Source organism: Haloplanus sp. GDY1, assembly GCF_023703775.1.
Classification (GTDB): Archaea; Halobacteriota; Halobacteria; order Halobacteriales; family Haloferacaceae; genus Haloplanus; species Haloplanus halophilus.
Genome location: NZ_CP098514.1, coordinates 419,264 through 438,420 on the forward strand (window position 1 = coordinate 419,264; position 19,157 = coordinate 438,420).

Sequence of the window (19,157 nt, forward strand, 5' to 3'; positions counted from 1 at the left end):
ACGAAGACGAAACGAAGGAACTCGGGTGTCCGTTCTGCAGCGTATCGAATCCGTCCGGACACAGTGGATGCGTTGAATTGACCTCTCGACCGATTCCATCCCTTACCTATTTAAATTCAAGTCACTCACAGTGACTCGTGTCTCTATGAGTGACGAAAAAGAGTGGGGTGTCGTTCTCACGATGCCGTTGCCGGAGGAACAGGTGTTCCGGTACCGGGCAACCGGTGACGTCCTCGAACTACTTTACCGAAACCCGCATCGTGAGTTCGCAGTGACGGAGCTCCGAGAGGTCACGGGTCACGGCGGTAAGTCGGTCGACAACGCGATAAAAACGCTGGATGGCCTCGGTCTCATCGAGAGAAAAACCGACGGGAGAAAAACCCTGATTCGGATCGACCACTCGCGTATCGAGAAACCGGACGATGAGTACCTCGAGATACCACAACGAGCGTTCAGAGAGCCGGTACGGGAATTCGTACGGGAAGCCAGAGATCGGCAGGGAGAGAACTTGGTCGGCATCGTCCTGTTCGGAAGCGTCGCCCGCGGGAACGCAGACAGGGCTAGCGACATCGACATTCAAGTCATAGTAGCGGACGATCTCACGGCGGCCCGGCGTGACCTCCAAGACGTTCGGCAGGATATCGAGAAACGGAAATTCGACGGCGAACGATACGAACTACAGGTCCTCGTCGAGTCCACAAGAAGCGCCACGAGCTACGGCGAAAAGCTTCGAGAGATCTTCTCGGAAGGGATCGTACTGCACTCGACGGACGAACTCGACGGCGTACGGGAGGCGGTCTTCGGTGGAAGATAGCGATATAGCGGACATTCTCGACGACGTGCAGACCCTCTTCGAAAGACCTGGCGATAGTTTCGAGGAGGCGCTCGACGTAGACGATGCCACGCTCCTACAGCTACGGAAAGCCTGTAGATTGATCGACGCAGCACAGTTCCTCCGAGAAGAAGACGGATACTACACCGTGATCGTCGAGGCTTCCTTCGCTGCGATAGAGCGAACGATCCAGTTCTACCTGCTCGACAACGACCTTCTCCACGAGGACGAGTATATCGACCACGAGAACGTCTACAGCCGAGGCGTGAATGCAGGTCTCTACGACGAGGAACTCGCCGGGAAGCTCACGAACCTCTGGCGGAACAACCGTTCAGACACGTATTACCGAGAAGGCATAGCTACCGAGGCCCGAGCCGAGAAGATGCTCGAACTGGCCGAAGGGATTCACCACTACGTCCTCCAACTCGCAGGAGAGGGCCACGAATGCGTCTGTACACTATCATAACAACTCAGTGAACGCAGAACTACACCTCCTCACGATCGAATTGAGCTTTAGGACGGAGACGCACCAATAGATCGAGATCATATTGACGTATTCGTTCCCAGAGCAACACTGCAGGCGGGAGTGCGATCACCGCCGCCAAGAACGAATAGGTGACGCTCAAGCCAATCAGGACACCGAAGTTGCCGAGAATCGGGGTAATGGCTAGTGCGAGCGCGCCCGTCCCCAGAGCGGTTGTCAGCATACTTCCGAATAGTGCGCCGCCGGTTCCAGTCAGCGTTACCATCATCGCTTCGTGTGCGCCTGTCGTCGCATCGTATTCGTCAATAAATCGGTGGGTCGTATGGACCGAGTAGGCGATTCCAACCCCCACTGAGATAGAGAGGATCGTTGCTGTCAGTGCGTTCAGCGTGATGCCCATATATCGCATCGTCCCGACCAAGAATGCGATTGCAATCAGGATCGGGAAGACATTAACCACTCCGAGCAGTGGTTTCCGTTCCAAGACACCGTAGATGATCACGAGGAACCCAGCAGTCAATCCGACCGCTATGACGAGTCCCTGAATTGCCGACTGGAAGATACGATCCATCACCGCCGCAAGGACGACGACGCTCCCCGTGGCCGTCGCTTCGAACTGGAGCCTGTCTGCTAATGTAGACCCATCAGTTGTCACCTCTGTCTGTAAGGCATCGGGGTCAGTCTGATATTCGACCTGTGCGGACCGGTAATCCTCGGTCAGGTATTGCTTGGCCCGTTCACTCGCCGAGGAGGTGAACAGTTCGTCGTAAATTCGTTCGAGATTCCGGTCGGGAATCCCGTTGTCGTTCTGGTCGTTCCGGGCGACCAAGGCGGCGAACTCTTCGTTTCGATTCGCGTGGGATCTGATGACGGTCACGATGCTCTGTGTCTCTGCCTGCCCGCCGGGTCCAACTGCAAGTGACTCCGGAGGATTGTCGTTCGGAGCGGCGAGGGCTTCGAGGGCGTGATCCTGTTTGAAGTTCCCTTCGACATATATCGTCACAGTGTCACTCTGGCCGCTCCCAAAGTCGTCGTTGAGCAAGTTGATCGTCGACGTGATGGTATACTCACCTGGACTAACGGCCTCAGGTAACTCCGTGAGGTAGGCTGGAATCTCCTCGGGCGGAAGGAAGTCCTCGTTTTCGAACGAGGTGCCGACGCCGGACCCATACGCACCCATGATACCACCTGACAGGAGTAGTCCGACGACGATGACCGTCGGAGCGTACTGGCTCACCTGTGCGGGAAACGCTAGCACTCGTCCGAGGACGGAGTCCTCAGACGCAATCGGGGTGGAGTTGAACTCCGGAACCCCGAGACGCGTACGGACGTCATCGCTCACCAACTTGGCCGCGGGGAGGAACACTCCGAAGATGAAGAATGTGAAGAGAATACCAACTGCTGAAGCGATGCCCAAGTTCCGAATCGGTGTCAGGGTAGAGATAACGTTCGCACCGAATCCGAACACTGCAGTCACGGTGACGATAATGAACGCGACGATGAGCTGGTTGTTCGCTTCTCGCATCGCTTCAACCGCTTCGAACCCGCGTTCTGTCTCTTCTCGATAGCGATTGATGATGTGAATACCGAAGTCGACGCCAACAGCAAGCAGTAACACCGGGACCGAGATCATCTGTTGGCTGAACGGGATCCCTGCGTATCCGAGGAATCCGAACGTCCAGATGATCGTCATCACGAGCGCGACCAGTCCCAGCAGTACGTCGATGGGATCACGGTATGCGACCACCAAGAAGAACAGTAACAGTAGTATCACTACTGGCATCACGATCAGAAGCGAATCGGACATCGATTGCCGTATCTCCGCTTCGGTAGTCCCCGACCCGAACGCACGAACGTCGCCCGGCATATCGTTAGCAACCGCTTGGAGACCCGTCTGGACGGCAGTCAGATCGTCGAAACTCTCGGGGAAGTCATGCGAGATCGTCGTGATCGATGCAGACGCCGAGACGCTGGTCGGATTGAAATCGTTTGAGACCAATCCGGTAAGTCGGGACTCCCCTTCGAGCTCTCGAACAGCCTGTCTGATTTCGGACGGGGACGCACCTTCGAGCGTTCGCCGGTACGCTTCCGGCGTTGTCGCTGACGGATTTAGATGCTGTGCAATGATCGGAGCCGGGCCACGAGCCGATTCCATCCGAAGGTCATCACGTTCCGCAACGCGCTCGAGAAGGCGTGCGTCACGGACGAGTGCTCCTTTGGTCAGGACGTTGCTGTCCGTCCGAATGAGTTGTGTCGTGTCCTGCGTGTCAGCCTGAAACGCCCCCTCGAACTTCTCGGTGACTTCGTCTTCGGCCTCCTGTTCCGGTAGTCCTTCGGTGAACGAGTCGAGGCCGCCGGCGCTCACTTGTACAGACCCTAAGCCGCCGATGAAGACCCCCGTAACAAGCAGAAATACGACGATAACCGCTCGTGGTCGGTCCACGATTGTCGTGTTGAGGCGTTCTGTCGCCGTTTCAACCTCGTCCGCCAGTGACATCAGTTGCGCCTCCAGTAGACGACACCACCGAAGACGATCACCAACGAACCCAACCCCAGGAAGAGTGGGATGGGCAGCCCCCCGCCGCTCTGAGGGGCCGCATCGAGCGGCTTCCTGAACGTATCCGATAGGTGAGTATTGCCATCAGTATCCGTGTACCGGAAGTCGAACGAGATCGGATACGTGCTCCCCGCTGTCGCGGAGGACGCCGCCGTCACTTGGAAAGCCAGCGTCGCAGACTCACCGGGTTCCAGTGACTCGATATAGCTCGTGTCCGAGGCACCGGCGCTGAGTGGGTCGTCGGCAAACAGCCGCGCCTCGATGTCGGTGACCGTTTCATCGAGGTTGTTTGTTACCTCGACCGAGACGGTCCGTGAGTTCCCCACGGTAATCGTCCGGTCCGAAACTGCGAGTTCGAATTCGTCCCGGGCCGGTTCGATAGTGCCCGAGAGGTCGAGTTTGTCGTAGGTCCGTCGATCCCCGTCCCCGTCCCGATACTGAACATCTACGTTGAGTAGTTTCGCTCCGACTTGGGCTTCACTGGTAATCTCCAGCGGGAGCCGGAAGGATTTGGACTCACCGGGATCGAGAGGTCCAACGGCAGTGGAATCCTCGCTTGGGATGACTGACTCCGGATTGTCGACGGGACGAATCGCCACACTCCGTACTGTGTTGGGGCCCGTATTCTCGATAGTGCCAGTGATTGCTCCGTCTTCGCCCACTCGGAGCGACGAGGAAACGTCCGAGAAGGCGAACGACTGCTCGGGAATCGACTGGACAGTCGTCGTGATCGGGTCGGATGTACGACCAATCCCATCAGTGTCGTCGTAATTCACCGTCAAATCCAGTGAGTATGCGCGGACGGCGGAGCCGGAACCAAGCGCGGCATTGTACGTGATAGTCCGGTTCTCGCCTGGTTCCCAGTCACCGACGGATGCCGTCGAGGACGTGTCGCCGGATTCGAAAGTCAAGGAACTACTCTTGGACTCTGCATTCACGCTCGCACCTCTCGCAACGTCCGAGCCAGTATTTCGGAGCGTGAACGAAATATCGCTGTCGTCTCCGACCTGGGTCGCCGCGTTCGTTTCGACGATTTCGAACCGAGCGTCTTCCTTGATTTGGATCGTTATCGAGTCCGTCTTCGTTCGCGTAGAATCACTTCCCTCGGTGGGTCCGCTGGGGCCATAGCGAACGTGACGGGTGTGCGAATACTCATACTCGACGGGGAGTCGGTACGTTCCCGGTTCGGCATCTTCTGGAACGGTGATCGAGAGTGTTTTTTCCGTACTCCCTGGTGGGAAGTTTCCAACGGATACCTGTCCGGTTTGGACGTCGATTGGTGCATTCTCGTCATCGACTTCGAAAGTTAACCCTCTCGCAGTCATCACCTCGTCTTCGTACTGCGATGGACCGTGCTTGATGATCAAGCCACGATTGACGACCGAAATCGTGAGTTCGTCAGTAGTGCCAGCCGAAAGCGTCCCGGACGAAGCTGCAAACGTGATCTCCGGGTGCCCAACGACATCTCCGGACTGTGATGCCTGAGCAGTTGCAATAGCTGGGATCGCACCGACAACGAAGCCCATGACGAGAACAGTGGTGAGAGCGACGGCCAACGACCGTGAGTTACGAGATGTATTCCGTGTCATCTTGAATTTGACTGAGTATTCAATCAAAAACTGAGTGGACGGATTAGTGTATCGGTTTCGATCAGCAGAATGCGTGGCCATGCAGGGGAGAGCTAGTCGGGTCAGACACGGCTTTCGGCTCCCGGAGGTGGATATCTCCGCCACGGAGACGGCCAGATGGGCTCAACCGCGACACCCAAGTGATTCAGATAGGGCAATCGCTAATTAGGAGCAAGAGAAATCAGGCAGTATGGAAAATCGGGGCCCGCTCTTTGTCGATGAGCCTGACGATACCAAGATAGCGATCTTGAAAGCTACGTTTGATGCCCTTGCCGAACACGGATATGCTGACCTCACGATTGACCGAATCAGCCAGCATTTTTCCAAGTCTGAAGGACTAGTCTTCTACCACTATGATGGAAAGGACGACGTTCTTTTGGATCTTCTTGACTACCTACTTGAACGGTTCGTACAGGTTGGAATGCCAGTTTCTAACGATGGAGATCCAGAAACCCGACTCCGAAACCTCCTCGATCAGGTCATCCCCGAAACTACCGAACAACAAAGCCGAGATTATGAAAGGGTACTGACTGAATTGCGGATGCGGGCAGCACAAGACGAAGAATTTCGAGAGTGTTTCAATCAGTCTCAAGACGTTTTCCGTGAAACGATACAGGAAATAATACGAGATGGCATCGAATCCGGTGATTTTAGAGAGACGGATCCGGAACTGGTCGCAGACTTTCTGATAACACTCATTAGTGGCGGAATATTTGATCGGGTGACGGCAGGCATCTCTCGACCGATTCAATCAGAGCTGGATAACTATATCCAGTACCGACTCTTGCGCGACGAGGAGCACGGGCATAATGGAGACGAGTCAGACGACACCTCTTGAAGTACTTCGTAGTCTCCGTAGCTACCCCATCGCTCAACTTACCGGCGATCAAGAGACGGACCAGTATCGGTCACATTACGACGACCGGTTCCACCTTCTCTCACGAAGCCTCTGTGTTCTCGGAACGGAACTGACTATTCCCCGGCGGAGTCCGCGTGATCCTCGACGAGGACATCCACACCCTCCGGTGACACCTCAAGACGAATCCCTTCGACGGTAACCTGGACGGCGATATCCCCATCTACTGACGCCAACAGTTGTTCGAGCGCCTCTGCATCAACGTACTCATAGAGCTGATAGGTGTCGTCTTCGATTCCACACGCATCCAAAGTCTCGGTAATCTCGACGAGGATGGCATCTGGCTCATTCGAACAACCGGTTGAGGGGGAATTCCGTGTCATCTCGTATTTGACTGAGTGCTTAGTAAATTACAAAGCGGCTATATTAGTGCATCGGTCACAGGTCGCGGAACCCGTGGCTTGTGGAGTGGACGAACAACAGTGTACGAAATGAACTGTGTGTGTTTTCACTCCGAAAACGGCTGGTTCGATGACTATGTGCCCGAGGTTCAGTGTACGGATTTTTATAAAGAAAGACTAGTACTATGGGAATTCGGGAGCACCCCCGCTAAATCGGATAAATGCGGGAGATAGAAGCTAGGATGTCCGGTCACAAGTTCGGTTCAGGATCACGATCTTGGAATAATTTCCACGCGATGTCAAATATCGTATTTTTGATAGTTGGTGGCTTCCAAGCTCATGGCCCGGATTCAAATGCCGGCCGGCGCACTCGTCGTCCGCCGACCGACGTCCCCCTCGCTCGGTTCGTTCGCTCGCCGGACGCCCGGCCACTCGCCTCGCACACGCGAACCGTCACCGAACGACGCGATCACCCGCTCGACTCCTCGCCTGCCCCGTCGACGTCGTACAGTTCGAAGCGCGCGCCGCCCGCCCGACTCTCGACGATGCGCACGCGCCACCCGTGGGCCTCGACGATGCGCATGAGCGTCGCCAGGCCGAATCCTGTCCCGTCGTCCTTCGTCGAGTATTCGGGCTCGAACACCACGTCCCGTCGGTCGGGTGGGATCCCGGGTCCGTCGTCAGCGACGTAGAAGCCGCTGTCCTCGGGCAGGGTGCCGATGCGCACCGAGACGTCGTCGGGGCCGTGTTCGATGGCGTTGCGTAACAGGTTCTCGAAGGCCTGTTGGAGGCGACTGGCGTCCGCCTCGACGGTCGTCGTTCCCTCGACGGTCAGCGTCGCGTCGCCGCTCCGCAGCAGCGACCACGCGTCGTCCGCGACGGCGGCGATCTCGACCGATTCACACTGGCACAGGCTGATCCGCTCGCCCGTCTGGGCGAGGGTGAGGACGTCGGTGATCAGGCTGTCGATCCGGGCGAGTGCCTGCTCGGCCGTCTCGAAGTGTTTCTCGTCGCCCGTCCGGTGGAGGGCTTCGAGGCGCCCCTTCGCGACGGTCAGGGGGTTCCGGAGGTCGTGCGAGAGGCGCTCGGCGACGTGTTCGAGTCTCCGGATCCGTTCGTCGTCCCGTTGTTCCGCGGCGTCGGTGAAGAGGGCGTACGCGGTGGTGGCGGTGTCGCCGTCGGTGGCCACCGGCACGGCCCGGTGATGGAACGTCCGGGGACCGTCGGCGGTCCTGCATCGAAGCTCGGTTTCGACGCGCTCCCCACGTCTCACCCGCCGGGAGATGGAGCGGATCTCGTCGCACCCCTCGTGCGGGGCGATGGCCGCTTCGAGCGGTTCGCCGACGACGCTCCCCGCGTCGAAGCCGAAGGCGTCCTCGAACGTGGCGTCGACCTCGCGGACGACCGGTTCGTCGCCGTCGAACTCACAGTAGACGACGGCGTCCGTCGTGTTCCGGCGGAGGGTCGCGAGCCGGTCCGGTTCGTTCCGCTGGCCGTCCGCGGCGTTCTCGCGTTCCGAGACGTCCGTGATGAACCCCTCCAGCGCGGTCACGTCGCCGTCCTCGTCGTACAGGCCGCGGCCACGCTCCCAGACCACCCTCTCGTCGCCGTCGTCGGTGACGATGCGGTAGGTGAGTTCGAAGGGCTCGTTCGTTTCGAGTGCCTCCTGTGCGGTCTCCCAGACGACGCCGCGGTCGTCCGGGTGGATCACGTCGTCGCCGAACGACACCTCGCCGCGTTCGAGCGCCGCCGGGGGGTAGCCGATGATCTCCTCGCACTCGCCCTCGACGTTCGTCATCGGCCATCCCCGCTCGTTCGCACAGCGGTACACCATCCCCGGGAGGTTGCTGATGAGCGTCTCCAGCCGTCGGCCCCGCTCCGCGGCGGCGGACTGGAACCGGTAGCCCTCGACGACGTTCTCGATGCGGTTGGCCAGTATCTCGTACTGTTCGGTCCCCGACCCCTTCTGCATGTAGTCGGTTACGCCGGCGGAGACGGCGTCGCTGGCGACCTCCTCGCTTCCCTTGCCGGTAAACAGGATGAACGGCAGACGGGGGTCGTCCTCGCGGACGGCCCTGAGGAACTCGATGCCGTTCGTGCCCGGCATCTGGAAGTCGCTGACGATGCAGTCTACCGACGCGGTTCCGTCCAGCCGGTCGAGCGCGTCGGCGGCGCTCGTCTCGACGACGACCTCCAGCCGTTCGCTCGTCCGTTCGAGGAACGTGGCGGTCAGCTCCGCGAATTCGGTGTCGTCGTCGACGTGGAGGACGGTGACCGGCCGCGGATCGACGTGCGATTCGAGATCGATATCCAGCGCCAGGACGTCGCTCTGTGAGGGATCGGACATCGGTGAGGGACGGAGGGGAGAACGCAGTGGGGGAGCGGGTGCTTCGCGAACGATGCGGGGGTCACCGGTTCGGTCGGGGCTGCCGACCCCGGGCGTCGGATCGTGACGGTCACGATCCGCTCTCCGTGAACTCCCGACGGTCGTGCGCGATGGTGATGAGTCCGCACGCCGACACGGTGGCGATGAACCCGCGGAAGGAGAAGGTCAGCCACCCCGACTCCCGGCGGACGTCCCCGTCGACCGGTCGGAAGACCCGGTCGAGCGCGTCCGGATCGACCACCTCCAGGAGCAGTTCCTGCCGGGAGCCCGTATCCGGAACGTCGTCGACGGCCAGCAGGAGGGACGACGAGAGGGTCCTGCCGGCGTCCCAGTCGTGCCGGGTCCGATGGACGCCCTCCGACGACGACCGGTTCGGTGGCCGGAACCCCCTGTCGTCGTCGCTCGCGACCACCCAGTCGTCGTCGCGAACCGCGACCCACCCGCTTCTCATCGGGAAGACGATGCGACCGGTTCCGTCCCGGTCGCGCTCCGATGGGTGGGCGAAGAGCCGACCGAGCGCGTCGGGATCGACGGCTTCGTACAGCGACTCGATCTCGGTCACGTCCCTCCCGTGGAGGTCGGCGACGGCCGACGCGACGACGGTCGGCGTTTCTCTCCCCGTCTCGACTCGCCGTCGGATCGAACGGGTGCTGTGCATCGGTCCCATTCTCCGAGAGAGTGGCGCCGACCGAAAGTCGGTTGGCACTACGTGGGACGTTCCTTGGCCAGCCGACATTCTACATTCGTAAGCCCGTGGCCGCACGGCGCGTGCCGACCCCGGAACGGGGATCGGCCTGCCGGCACCCCGAGACTCCGCCACGACGGCGGGTCACGGCTCCGCGAAGAGTTCCGCGAACACCTTGCGCTGGGCCTCGCGGAGGTGACGGCTGATGGTGGGGTGGGTCACGTCGAGCATCTCCGCGATCTCCTGGGTGGTGCTGTCCCGGGGCCACTCGAAGTAGCCGCCGTAGTACGCGGTCTTCAGGGTCTCCAGCTGCCGGTCAGAGAGGTCGGCTGTGAGGTCGGCCCTGAAGTCGGTTCGGGTTCGAATCTCCCGTTCGCGGTCGTTCTTCGCGACGAGTTCGGCGTCGGGATACTTCTCGAAGAACGCCTCCGTGAACTCGCCGAGTCGTTTCTCGCCCGGCACGTCGAGGACGACGTGTGCGGTGTCGCCCGCCGCCGTCAGCGACCGTGGAACGACGTTGTGTTCGAGGAGGACGTCGAGGAAACACGCGTCGGTGATCGCACACTCGTAGAGGAACTCGCCGTCGTGTTCGGTGACGAGTTCCACCGAGTCGACGGCCGGCGTCCGCTTGCCGACCTCCCGAACCCGTTCCGGAGGAGCGTCGATGGTGGCGAAGGCGTGGAACGAATCGTCGACGGCCGGGACCAACCCCTCGAGTTCGAACCGACAGTCCAGTTCGGAGACGAGCCGGATCGCGGCGTGGTCCGTGTCGTGGAGCCTGATCTCCAGTTCCGTCACCCGGCCCCCGACGAGCGTTCGCTTCCGTTCGATCCCGTTCATCGTCCGGCCTGCCAGCCGGGCGATGCGCCCCAGCGCGTCCTCGACGTCGTCCTCGAAGCAGCCGGGTCGGCCGACGTAGGCGGTCAGGACGCCGTACAGTTCGCCGTCGTCCCGGAGCGGGAGGCTCAGGATGGACTGCACGCCCCGCTTCAGCGCCTCCCCGGCCCACCGTTCCGCCGGCGTCCTCGAACGGACGTCGTCGACGACCTGTCGCTCCCGCGTCTCGGCCGCCGTCCGGGTCGGCTCGCTGCCGGCCATCGCCCGCTCCCGACCGATGGCGTCGAAGTAGCCGGACGGATCGCCGGTCGCGTACACCCGCTCCAGCGAGCCGCTGGCACGGTCGTAGGTGCCGGTCCAGACGAACTCGACGTCGCCGAGCGTCTCGACCGCCCGGCAGACGGCGCGCTGGATCTCGGCTCGCGTGCCGGCCGTCGCGAGCGCGTCACAGACCCGGTCGAAGACCTCGGTGAGCCGTTCGAGGCGGTCGAGGCGCTCGGTCCGGCGTTGCAGTTCCGCCTCCCGGTCTTGGAGGTCGATCCCCCGCGATCGGCGGTCGAGCGCCAGTTCGACGACCCCGGCTAGCGTATCGAACACGTCGCGGTCGGTCCCGGGGACGGTCCGTTCGGGGTCGGCGGCCACGAGCAACACGCCGTGGGACCCGAGCGGGAGCACGACGCCGTCGAGCCCGTGGGCCTCGCCGGTCGCGTTCGTGAGTCGATCGACGGTCTTCCGACGGCCCTCTGTGAAGGCGCTCCAGAGGGTGTCGGCGAGCGAGTCGGTGAGCGGAACCTCCGCGAACCGCGGATCCGACGCCGCGTCCGCGAGGGGTTCGAGGCTGCCCGTCTCCTCCGTGTAGGTCCACACCGCGACCGCCGACACGTCCAGCGAGTCCGTCAGTACTCCGAGGGCGTCCCGCAACGCGTCGTCCCGGGTGACCTGCTCGATCGTCCGATCGATGGCCGCGAGACGCCGCTCGCGTTCGTTCAGCGAGCGTTCCCGCGATCGGTGCCGGGAGAGCGACCGCAGCTTCCGATCGAGCGCGTCGGCGTCGGCGGTCGGCCCCGACGACCCGGTCCCCGGCTGGTAGTAGGCGTTCGGTCCCACCGCCGCACCGTCCACGTGCTTCGGGTGCGCACGGAGCGTCTCGGAGAGCACCGCCGCGGAGAATCGGGATCGATCGTACAGACAGAGACCCCGCACGGGGTGGTCTCGGTAGAGCCTGTTCACCCGCCGCTCGTACTCACACCACTCGTCCACGTCCACGTCGTGTTCGGGAATCCACGCCGTCTCGGCCGCGACACACAGCCCGTCGTACCCCTGTTCGACCGCCTCGTCGATCAGTCGCTCGAACCCCTCGATGGTGGCCTCCACGCCGAACTCGCCCCCCCGGAGATACACCCGCTCCGCGGAACGGACGGAGACGTCGGTGGAATCGACGCCGACGTCCGACAGCGCGTCGACGAGGGTGCCGTCCCGCCCGTCGGCTGTGACGTAGAGACACTTCCTGTTCGAATCGAGTGCCCGTCGGAAGTACGGACCGAGCGAGTCGGCCAGTTCGGACGCCGACTCGTAGACGAGAGTCGAGTGCTCGTGCGTGTGGTGTTCGGTAGCCATCCAAATGATACGAAGTTGTCATCTCTCGCGTCCCCGTGCCGCCGAGTCCGCGAGGTACCGAGTGTACTCGACGGCCGGACAGGAACGCTTGGGTTTACACTTGAACACTTCAAGTGTGATCGGGGCGTCGTCCGCCCGGAGCGGTTCGGTCGCTACTGTCACTCGGTGGAAAGGATCGTCCGCCGTATCAGGTTGGAGACGCCCCGGCGGAGGCGCCCGCTCACCGCCGTCGGGGAGAGGTCCATCTCCGCGGCCAGTTCCTCGACGGTCAGCTTCCGGGGCTCCTCGAAGTGTCCCTCCTCCTCGGCACGGATCAGCGTCCGTCGCTGGACCGGGGTCAGCCCGTAGTCCTCCTCGGTCGGCCGCCTCAACGAGTGGACGTACTGGAGTTCGAACGACAGTCCGAGTTCCGAGCAGCGGTCCGAGAACGCCGTCAGGGAGTCGCGCTCGTCGAACACGATTTCGAACTCCCAGTGATCCTCGCCCGCGGCGCTCCTGAGCAGCGCGTCGCTGGCGCGGACGGCGCTCAGGAGGCCGCGACCCGTGGGCCGCCACTCGGTGCGGTACAGGCGGCTGCGTTCGAGGGCGTCCACCTCGGAGAGGTCACGTATCGCCGGCTCCCCGCGTACGGCGTCTTCGAAGCCGTCGAACGACGACCCCCGGACCCAGCAGTAGGGTACGACCCCGGCCCGCGACGGGACGTTGCAGACGAACTCGATGCGCTCGACGCCGTCACGCCGTAACGCGTCGCCCAGGGCGAACGCCTCCGGGGGGAAGGCGAACTCCGCCACCAGACCCATATCGGCTGTATGGGTGAACGGGCGGAAGTGCTTTCGGGCCGTTCGGTAGCGGTTAGATACGTTGGTTCCACGCGACGGCGAACGCTCGGAATCGGTGTTCGGCGATACTCGGTCGGCGTGACTAACCGTACGTGAACATCGGTTAGTCCGTCGTTTTACGGAAGGGACGTAGTATCGGCATCGACGACGGCGTAGTTCGAGTCGTGCGCGGACACGACCGTCGGCGCCGAGGGAACTGTCAGAACGACATGATTTCTGCCGAGGGATATTCGCATATGCGTTTTTTGGCCGATAAAAACTCTCTACGTGGATTTTAGGCTCGTAAAACAACACAGATTTATTACATATCCGTCCGTAGTGGCTCGTGTATGAGCGCTCAAAGCCTCGAACGACGGACGCGGAACTACCTGAGCAACAACGTCCCGCAGATTCAGGAACACGGTGGCCACTTCGAGATCGAGGACGTCGATCACGAGACCGGCGAGGTGACCGTCGCCATCGGCGGCGCCTGTTCCGGTTGCGGGATCGCTCCGATGACGATGAAGGCCATCGAGCGGCGACTCCCGGACGAACTCGACGAGGTGTCGTCGGTGACGGTTCGGCGGGCGGGCGGACCGCGTGCCGCCGTCATGCCGGACAAGACCGACGAGATGGAGGAGATGGACGAGTACGAGGACTACTCGCCGCCGTTCTGAGCGGTCGCTCCCGATCCCTTCGGCGGACCACGCACCCGGCCGTGGATCCGTCGCGACGTTTTTAGGCTAGCCGAAAAACCTATTCCGGTTTAGGTAGGCCCCATTCAGTATGGCCGGAGTAGTCACGGCGAGGCGCATCGCGCGCTGTCACACGACGGATCGGGGGCTGGCGCCCGGGGTGGATTCGTGGCCATGACCGGGCCACGTCGCCGACGGGCGCGGCTATGGGCGGGGCTCTACGTCGGCGTGTTCGACGTGGGGCGTGAGGATGTGGACGACGAGGGGACGGCCTCGGACCGGAACGGGGAGCGGGAGTAGCGCCCGGTCGATGAGTGGCGCCGCCCGGTACCTCCTCGCGCTCTATATCGTCGAACAGCGACGCGATCCCCCGGTCTCCTCCGGCGACGTCGCCGACCTCGTCGGCCGGTCACAGGCGACGGCGACCCAGATGCTTCAGGGGCTCGCAGCCGACGGACTGGTCACCTACGAACCGTACGAGGGCGCGGCGCTCACCGAGGCAGGACGCGACCGCGCGGCCGACCTCCACGAGACCTACGTCACCCTCTCGTGGTTCTTTCGGGACGTTCTGGACCTGGAGGACTACGAGGCCGAGGCGATGGAGATGGCCGGGCTGATCGACCCGGAGGTCGCGAACCGGCTCACGGCCTTGCTTCCCTACGAGGCCGAGTCGACGTCGGTGTCGACCGACGACGGGTGAGCGGACCGGTGGCGTGGTCGTCCCCGGTCGGCGTCACCGGCCGACGGCCCGGAGCACTCGATGCCTCAGCGAGGCACGTATCGACACGCCTCGTCGCGGCCGTCCTCGCAGAGTCGTTCGAGCGTCTCACAGGCCCGGTCGTTTCCGTCGCTGCACTCGTCGCGGAGTAGCGCCATGTCCTCTCGTTTCATCCGTGTTTCCTCGTGCACTGGTAACGCGTACCACTGGATTCATAATTAGTGATGAGGCAACGCTCGCCAGTGTCGGTGACGGGGACGCCGCTCCGTGGGAGAACGGGTACGAATGTGGACGACGGGATTGCCCGGCGTTCCGGGTCGGGGAGTCCCAGTCGCCTCCTCCACCCCGCGATCCTTCGAGCGACCGGCGTCCGGCGATGGGCTGCTCGCTTCCGCGCCTGACCCGGTGCCGCCGACGAACCACGACGGAGCGTCCCTGCAGACGCGCGCCGTGGACCGCTGTCCCCGAAGGACGAGGCTTCCACGTTGGCTTCCGGGGCCCGATCCGGTCTGACCGGACGCCCCCGGGTTCGGTCCCCGCTGAAGACCGTAGTGCGGGCGGAGGAGCAGGGCCTAACTGCCCGACCTAGTCCGTCCGATCCTATGCCGGTTCCTCTTAAGGGCCTTTCGACTCCGGGTCCTCGAGGGCCGTCGGTCGGTCAGGCCAGCGTGGCCCGAGCGTAGAGTGCGGCCGCGGCGGCGACGACCCCCGCGGCGGCGACGACGACCCACCGGAAGTCCCTGATCCACGACGCCGGGAAGCCAAAGAGGGGATCGAGTGGTGCCATGAACGCCCACGAGAGCGCGACGAGGAGAGCGACGACGCCGAGAGGGACGGCGATGCCGGCCGCGGTCGTCGGATCGGTTCGGCCGCGAGCGCCCGCGAGGAAGACGACGATGCCCACGAGCGCGAACGCGAGGACGGCGCCGACGCCGAGGGGGCCGCTCGTGTAGTACTGGGCCAGTTCCGCCCCCCACCCCGGGAAGAGGGCGAACGGGAGGGCGAGTGCGACGACGACGGCGAGGCAGCCGGCGATGCCAAGCGCGGGGGCGGCCTGCTCGGTGCGCATGTCGGCTCCTGTCGCCGCCGCCGGGTTAAATCGCTCGTATCGTCGCCGCGGGATGAGCAAGGAATTTAGTCGCACGCGTTCACTGTCCACCAACGTGACCGACATCCACGCCAACCAGCGCGTCGCCATGCTCGCGGACGCGCAGAACCTCTATCACTCCGCTCAGAGCCTCTACTCTCGGAACATCGACTACTCGGCGCTGCTCTCGAAGGGCGTCGCCGACCGCGAACTCGTCCGGGCCATCGCCTACGTCATCCGCGCGGATTCGCCCGAGGAGGAACGGTTCTTCGAGGCGCTGGAGGACATCGGCTTCGAGCGGAAGATCAAGGACATCAAGACGTTCGGCGACGGGACGAAGAAGGCCGACTGGGACGTCGGCATCAGCCTCGACGCCGTCACGCTCGCGAACCACGTCGACGTGGTCGTGCTTTGTACCGGCGACGGCGACTTCTCCCGGCTCTGCTCGCACCTCCGCCACGAGGGCGTTCGCGTCGAGGTGATGGCCTTCGGCTCCTCGACGGCGGACGAACTCGTCGACGCCGCCGACTCCTTCATGGATCTCTCCGAACGAGAGGAGACGTTCCTGCTGTAGCCTACCACTCGTCGTCGAGGACTCGCTCCTCGACCGACCGTCCGTTCCGGCGGTAGAACGCGGTGGCGTAGGTCAGCCGGAAGGCGACGAACGCCGCCGTCGCCGCCACCGAGACGAGCGAGAGCGCCACCACCTCCGGCGTCGAGAGGCCGAGCCCCGGCCCGGCACCGCTCGCGAGGGCGTCGGCCAACTGCGGCGTGCCACCGCTGCCGTTCGCGGCGCCGCCCCCGGGGGTCATCCCCCCGCCGATCGGCCCCGGAGCGTCGCCCGCCGACCCGGGGTCGGTGGTGGCGAACTGGTAGGCCGCGACGCCCGCCACCGGGAGGGACGCGAGGCCGCCGAGCAGGACCGTCACGACGGAGAACCCGAGCGTACTGACCAGGTTCGAGCGCACGAAGCCGACGCTCTCGGTGACGGCGTCGACGGGACCGGCGTCCTCGACGACGACGACGACGGGGTAGAACTGGACGAGAAAGAGGACGGCGACGTACGCGAGCAAGGCCAGGAGGAGGACGCCGCCGCCGACGAGGGCGGCGGGGCCGGCGCTTCCGACCCCCACCAGGAGGAGCAAGGCGAGGATCACGAAGACGACGCCGAAGGCCAGTTTGATGCCCAACTCGAGGAGCGTGGCGAGGAGCAGGTCGACGTACCGAGCCTTCCCGACGGCGGTGCCGGACCCCAGCGACGTCTCGCCGTCGAGGGCCTCCCGGGCCATCCCGACGACGCTCGCGACGACGAAGGGCGTGACGAAGAACGTCACCACCTGGATCAGCGCCGGGGCCAGCGGAACGCCGGCCAACTGGAGCGCTCGCTGGGGCAACACCACGAGGCCGTAGAGCAACCCCCCGACGACCAGGACGGGACACCGGGAGAGCGCGTCGGTCGCCGTCCGGAGGGACTGGATCGCGGACATACTCATGCAGGCGGGCAACCGCCACATAACTGTGGGTGGTCGACGGCCGCGGGCGAACGCATATGGCCCCGCCGGACCACCGCCGACCATGCGCGTCAGCGTCATCGGCGGCAGCACGGTGGGGGAGACGGCGGCCGAGCGGGCACGGACCGTCGGACGGCTACTCGGATCACGGGGACACGTCGTCGTCTGTGGCGGCCTCGGCGGGGTGATGGAGGCGGCCTGTGCGGGCGCGAGCGCCGCCGGCGGCGAGACGGTGGGCATCCTCCCGTCGGCCGACCGGCGCGACGCCAACGAGCACGTCGACGTCGCCGTCGCGACGGGGATGGGTCACGCCCGGAACGCGATGGTCGTCATGAACGGGGACGCCGTCGTCGCCATCGACGGCGGCGCGGGGACGCTCTCGGAACTCGGATTCGCGGGCGTGTTCGACCGGCCGACCGCGGGGCTCGGCACCCACGACGCCCCCGGCGTCGAACCGGTCGACACGCCCGAGGAGGCCGTCGACTACGTCGAGTCGTCCGTCCAGCACTGAACGTCGACGGTGGCCTTGAGGTCGATCACCGGGCTCCCGTCGGCCATGTCGACGCCCCGGAGGTCGAGCCGTCCCGCCTCGGCGTCGACCGCGTCGACCCGGCACTCGGAGATGCAGACCGGATTGGGGCGGGCGGGCGACCGCGAGGTGAACACGCCGCGCTCGGGATCGCGGGCAAGCGTCAGCACGGACCGGTCGGCGCGGTCGGCCCACCAGACCACGACCACGCGGTCGGCGTCGAACCCCGTCAGTCCCTCGCGGGCGGCGGGCACGAGTTCGACGACGCCGGCGGCGTCCTCGTGAAAGCCCTGCCGCGGGGCCTCGCTCGTCGTCTCGAAGGGGGTGTGGGCGGTGCCGATTGGGTCACACTCCATGGCGATGGCAGGGTGGCCGACCGGAAAAGCCTACCAGGTGCCGTGGAAGGTGTCGAACGAGAGGGAGTCCAGGGGTTCGTCGCCGACGGCGATGCGGTACTCGCCCGGGGTCAGCATCGGCTTGTGGAACTGCGGGCCGTCGTCGGTCGTGATGCGCGGACAGCCCGTGTTGACGAAGGCGTCCATGTCGAAGTTGCGCAGGCGGTCCGGCGTCACCTCGTCCATCGTGATGAGGTAGGCGTCGTCGTTGTCGTCGACGATCTCCTCGGCGACCTCCCAGCGACCCTGTCCGATCTTGGTGCAGAAGATGACGCCCCACTTCTCGGCGTCCATCGCCTTGTGGACGGAGGCGTACCGCTGTTTCATGAACTGCTCGGTGTCGGCGACCGTGACCACGTTGTTGACGGGGTCGGCGATCACCACCGTCTTGTCCGGATGCTCCATCGCGAGGCCGAGCGGGTGGAACTTCCCGCCGCCGACGTAGAGCACCTGGTCCGCGTCGATGTCCGCGGAGGCGTAGTTACAGCCGAGCACCTGTCCCTCGTGGGTCAGGCGCTCGTCCCCCTTGCGGGTGTGGACGGTGTAGCCCTCGTCTTCGAGCCACTCGCGCATGTCCTCGAAGCGGTTCATGTGCTGGGCGGTGGTGACCAGGCCGACGTCCTCGTCCGGGAGTTCCGCGACGGCGTCCTCCATGATCGGGAAGGGATCGACGTTCGAGAACAGGGGGACGTAGATGATCTTGTCGGACTCTTTCATCGGCGAGTGACCGAAGTGGACGAACACGTCCGTCCGCCGCATGAGGTAGGTGTCGAGGTCGCAGGCGCCGTAGCAGGGCTGGCCGGAGAGCATGTAGGTCACGTCGTCGTCGGTGAGCGCCCGGAGGTCGTCGGCGACGGCCGGGCCGCGGCGCTTCAGCCCCTCGGGGAACTGGAGTCCGACCTTCTTGGCGTTCCGTTCCTCGACCGCCTCGACGATCCGGTCGAGTTCGTAGTCCCACTCCCGGTCGTGTTTGAGCGACATCCCCGTGTTCCGGAGGTCGCCCTCGGTGGACGCGTCCTGACTCATTATCCCGTCGTTGCCGGCGAGGCCGTTTAACGTCCGCGCTTCGGGTGGGAGGCGACCGGGGTCGTCCGCCGAGCGCGTCGGTGACGCCCTCGACA

General features: G+C 63.8%; 20 protein-coding genes and 1 other RNA gene. 8 read left to right on the forward strand and 13 right to left on the reverse strand.

The genetic code is table 11. From position 1 onward, the window contains the following. The first annotated feature begins 145 nt into the window (after nucleotides 1-145). Both NBT67_RS02325 and NBT67_RS02330 read left to right on the forward strand, forming a co-directional pair. Nucleotides 146-814 (forward strand): nucleotidyltransferase domain-containing protein, encoded by a 669-nt coding sequence (locus tag NBT67_RS02325; RefSeq protein ID WP_251343209.1) that lies wholly within the window; start codon nucleotides 146-148, stop codon nucleotides 812-814. Continuing rightward, nucleotides 804-1,298, forward strand: coding sequence for a DUF8154 family protein (locus tag NBT67_RS02330; RefSeq protein WP_251343210.1), 495 nt, complete (start codon nucleotides 804-806; stop codon nucleotides 1,296-1,298). The genes NBT67_RS02325 and NBT67_RS02330 overlap by 11 nt, the downstream gene beginning before the upstream one ends. A 19-nt stretch (nucleotides 1,299-1,317) precedes the next feature. On the opposite strand, the gene NBT67_RS02335 is transcribed toward NBT67_RS02330, so the two are convergent. Both NBT67_RS02335 and NBT67_RS02340 read right to left on the reverse strand, forming a co-directional pair. After that, nucleotides 1,318-3,813 (reverse strand): efflux RND transporter permease subunit, encoded by a 2,496-nt coding sequence (locus tag NBT67_RS02335; RefSeq protein WP_251343211.1) that lies wholly within the window; start codon nucleotides 3,811-3,813, stop codon nucleotides 1,318-1,320. Beyond that, nucleotides 3,813-5,198 (reverse strand): COG1361 S-layer family protein, encoded by a 1,386-nt coding sequence (locus NBT67_RS02340; protein ID WP_343218038.1) that lies wholly within the window; start codon nucleotides 5,196-5,198, stop codon nucleotides 3,813-3,815. The genes NBT67_RS02335 and NBT67_RS02340 overlap by 1 nt, the downstream gene beginning before the upstream one ends. A 493-nt stretch (nucleotides 5,199-5,691) precedes the next feature. Between NBT67_RS02340 and NBT67_RS02345 the strand changes: the two genes are divergently transcribed. Next, entirely contained in the window at nucleotides 5,692-6,339 is a 648-nt protein-coding gene (locus tag NBT67_RS02345; protein WP_251343213.1) for a TetR/AcrR family transcriptional regulator, read from the forward strand. Nucleotides 6,340-6,473: 134 nt separating this feature from the next. Here NBT67_RS02345 and NBT67_RS02350 read toward each other — a convergent pair whose 3' ends face one another. From NBT67_RS02350 to NBT67_RS02370, 5 genes are all read right to left on the reverse strand, one after another. Next, on the reverse strand, nucleotides 6,474-6,740 hold the full coding sequence (locus tag NBT67_RS02350; protein ID WP_251343214.1) for a hypothetical protein: 267 nt from the start codon (nucleotides 6,738-6,740) through the stop codon (nucleotides 6,474-6,476). Between the two features lie 487 nt (nucleotides 6,741-7,227). Next, nucleotides 7,228-9,105: a hybrid sensor histidine kinase/response regulator gene (locus NBT67_RS02355; protein WP_251343215.1), complete on the reverse strand. Its 1,878-nt coding sequence runs from the start codon at nucleotides 9,103-9,105 to the stop codon at nucleotides 7,228-7,230. Between the two features lie 109 nt (nucleotides 9,106-9,214). Next, nucleotides 9,215-9,802, reverse strand: coding sequence for a HalOD1 output domain-containing protein (locus NBT67_RS02360; RefSeq protein ID WP_251343216.1), 588 nt, complete (start codon nucleotides 9,800-9,802; stop codon nucleotides 9,215-9,217). Nucleotides 9,803-9,973: 171 nt separating this feature from the next. Next, nucleotides 9,974-12,283 (reverse strand): MEDS domain-containing protein, encoded by a 2,310-nt coding sequence (locus NBT67_RS02365; protein WP_251343217.1) that lies wholly within the window; start codon nucleotides 12,281-12,283, stop codon nucleotides 9,974-9,976. Between the two features lie 158 nt (nucleotides 12,284-12,441). After that, nucleotides 12,442-13,083 carry a helix-turn-helix domain-containing protein gene (locus NBT67_RS02370; RefSeq protein ID WP_251343218.1) on the reverse strand — a complete coding sequence of 214 codons (642 nt, stop codon included), beginning with the start codon at nucleotides 13,081-13,083 and terminating at the stop codon, nucleotides 12,442-12,444. Between the two features lie 368 nt (nucleotides 13,084-13,451). Here NBT67_RS02370 and NBT67_RS02375 point away from each other — a divergent pair, with 368 nt between their 5' ends. From NBT67_RS02375 to NBT67_RS02380, 3 genes are all read left to right on the forward strand, one after another. Beyond that, complete coding sequence (locus NBT67_RS02375; protein ID WP_251343219.1) at nucleotides 13,452-13,778, forward strand: NifU family protein; 327 nt, start codon at nucleotides 13,452-13,454, stop codon at nucleotides 13,776-13,778. 192 nt (nucleotides 13,779-13,970) lie between these two features. Next, the gene (locus tag NBT67_RS17965) at nucleotides 13,971-14,096 is read left to right on the forward strand and encodes a hypothetical protein (protein ID WP_256474680.1); all 126 of its coding nucleotides are present in this window, start codon (nucleotides 13,971-13,973) and stop codon (nucleotides 14,094-14,096) included. A 10-nt stretch (nucleotides 14,097-14,106) separates the two neighbouring features. Further along, nucleotides 14,107-14,496 carry a metal-dependent transcriptional regulator gene (locus NBT67_RS02380; protein WP_251343220.1) on the forward strand — a complete coding sequence of 130 codons (390 nt, stop codon included), beginning with the start codon at nucleotides 14,107-14,109 and terminating at the stop codon, nucleotides 14,494-14,496. Nucleotides 14,497-14,561: 65 nt separating this feature from the next. On the opposite strand, the gene NBT67_RS17970 is transcribed toward NBT67_RS02380, so the two are convergent. The 3 genes from NBT67_RS17970 to NBT67_RS02390 all read right to left on the reverse strand — a co-directional run bounded on the left by NBT67_RS17970 (nucleotide 14,562) and on the right by NBT67_RS02390 (nucleotide 15,583). After that, entirely contained in the window at nucleotides 14,562-14,687 is a 126-nt protein-coding gene (locus NBT67_RS17970; protein WP_256474681.1) for a hypothetical protein, read from the reverse strand. Nucleotides 14,688-14,799: 112 nt separating this feature from the next. Beyond that, nucleotides 14,800-15,110, reverse strand: an RNA gene (gene ffs, locus NBT67_RS02385) — signal recognition particle sRNA. A gap of 62 nt (nucleotides 15,111-15,172) precedes the next feature. Beyond that, nucleotides 15,173-15,583, reverse strand: a complete 411-nt coding sequence (locus NBT67_RS02390; protein WP_251343221.1) for a DUF7548 family protein — start codon at nucleotides 15,581-15,583, stop codon at nucleotides 15,173-15,175. A 94-nt stretch (nucleotides 15,584-15,677) separates the two neighbouring features. Here NBT67_RS02390 and NBT67_RS02395 point away from each other — a divergent pair, with 94 nt between their 5' ends. Beyond that, nucleotides 15,678-16,175 carry a LabA-like NYN domain-containing protein gene (locus NBT67_RS02395; protein ID WP_251343222.1) on the forward strand — a complete coding sequence of 166 codons (498 nt, stop codon included), beginning with the start codon at nucleotides 15,678-15,680 and terminating at the stop codon, nucleotides 16,173-16,175. Between the two features lies 1 nt (nucleotide 16,176). Here NBT67_RS02395 and NBT67_RS02400 read toward each other — a convergent pair whose 3' ends face one another. Further along, nucleotides 16,177-17,088 (reverse strand): DUF7847 domain-containing protein, encoded by a 912-nt coding sequence (locus NBT67_RS02400; RefSeq protein ID WP_251343223.1) that lies wholly within the window; start codon nucleotides 17,086-17,088, stop codon nucleotides 16,177-16,179. An 88-nt stretch (nucleotides 17,089-17,176) separates the two neighbouring features. Here NBT67_RS02400 and NBT67_RS02405 point away from each other — a divergent pair, with 88 nt between their 5' ends. Beyond that, nucleotides 17,177-17,623 (forward strand): TIGR00725 family protein, encoded by a 447-nt coding sequence (locus tag NBT67_RS02405; RefSeq protein ID WP_251343224.1) that lies wholly within the window; start codon nucleotides 17,177-17,179, stop codon nucleotides 17,621-17,623. Here NBT67_RS02405 and NBT67_RS02410 read toward each other — a convergent pair. Both NBT67_RS02410 and dph2 read right to left on the reverse strand, forming a co-directional pair. Then, nucleotides 17,596-17,997 (reverse strand): SAM-dependent methyltransferase, encoded by a 402-nt coding sequence (locus NBT67_RS02410; protein ID WP_251343225.1) that lies wholly within the window; start codon nucleotides 17,995-17,997, stop codon nucleotides 17,596-17,598. The two genes, NBT67_RS02405 and NBT67_RS02410, sit on opposite strands and share 28 nt — an antisense overlap. A 30-nt stretch (nucleotides 17,998-18,027) precedes the next feature. Then, on the reverse strand, nucleotides 18,028-19,062 hold the full coding sequence (gene dph2, locus NBT67_RS02415) for a diphthamide biosynthesis enzyme Dph2 (RefSeq protein ID WP_251343226.1): 1,035 nt from the start codon (nucleotides 19,060-19,062) through the stop codon (nucleotides 18,028-18,030). Nucleotides 19,063-19,157 lie beyond the last annotated feature (95 nt).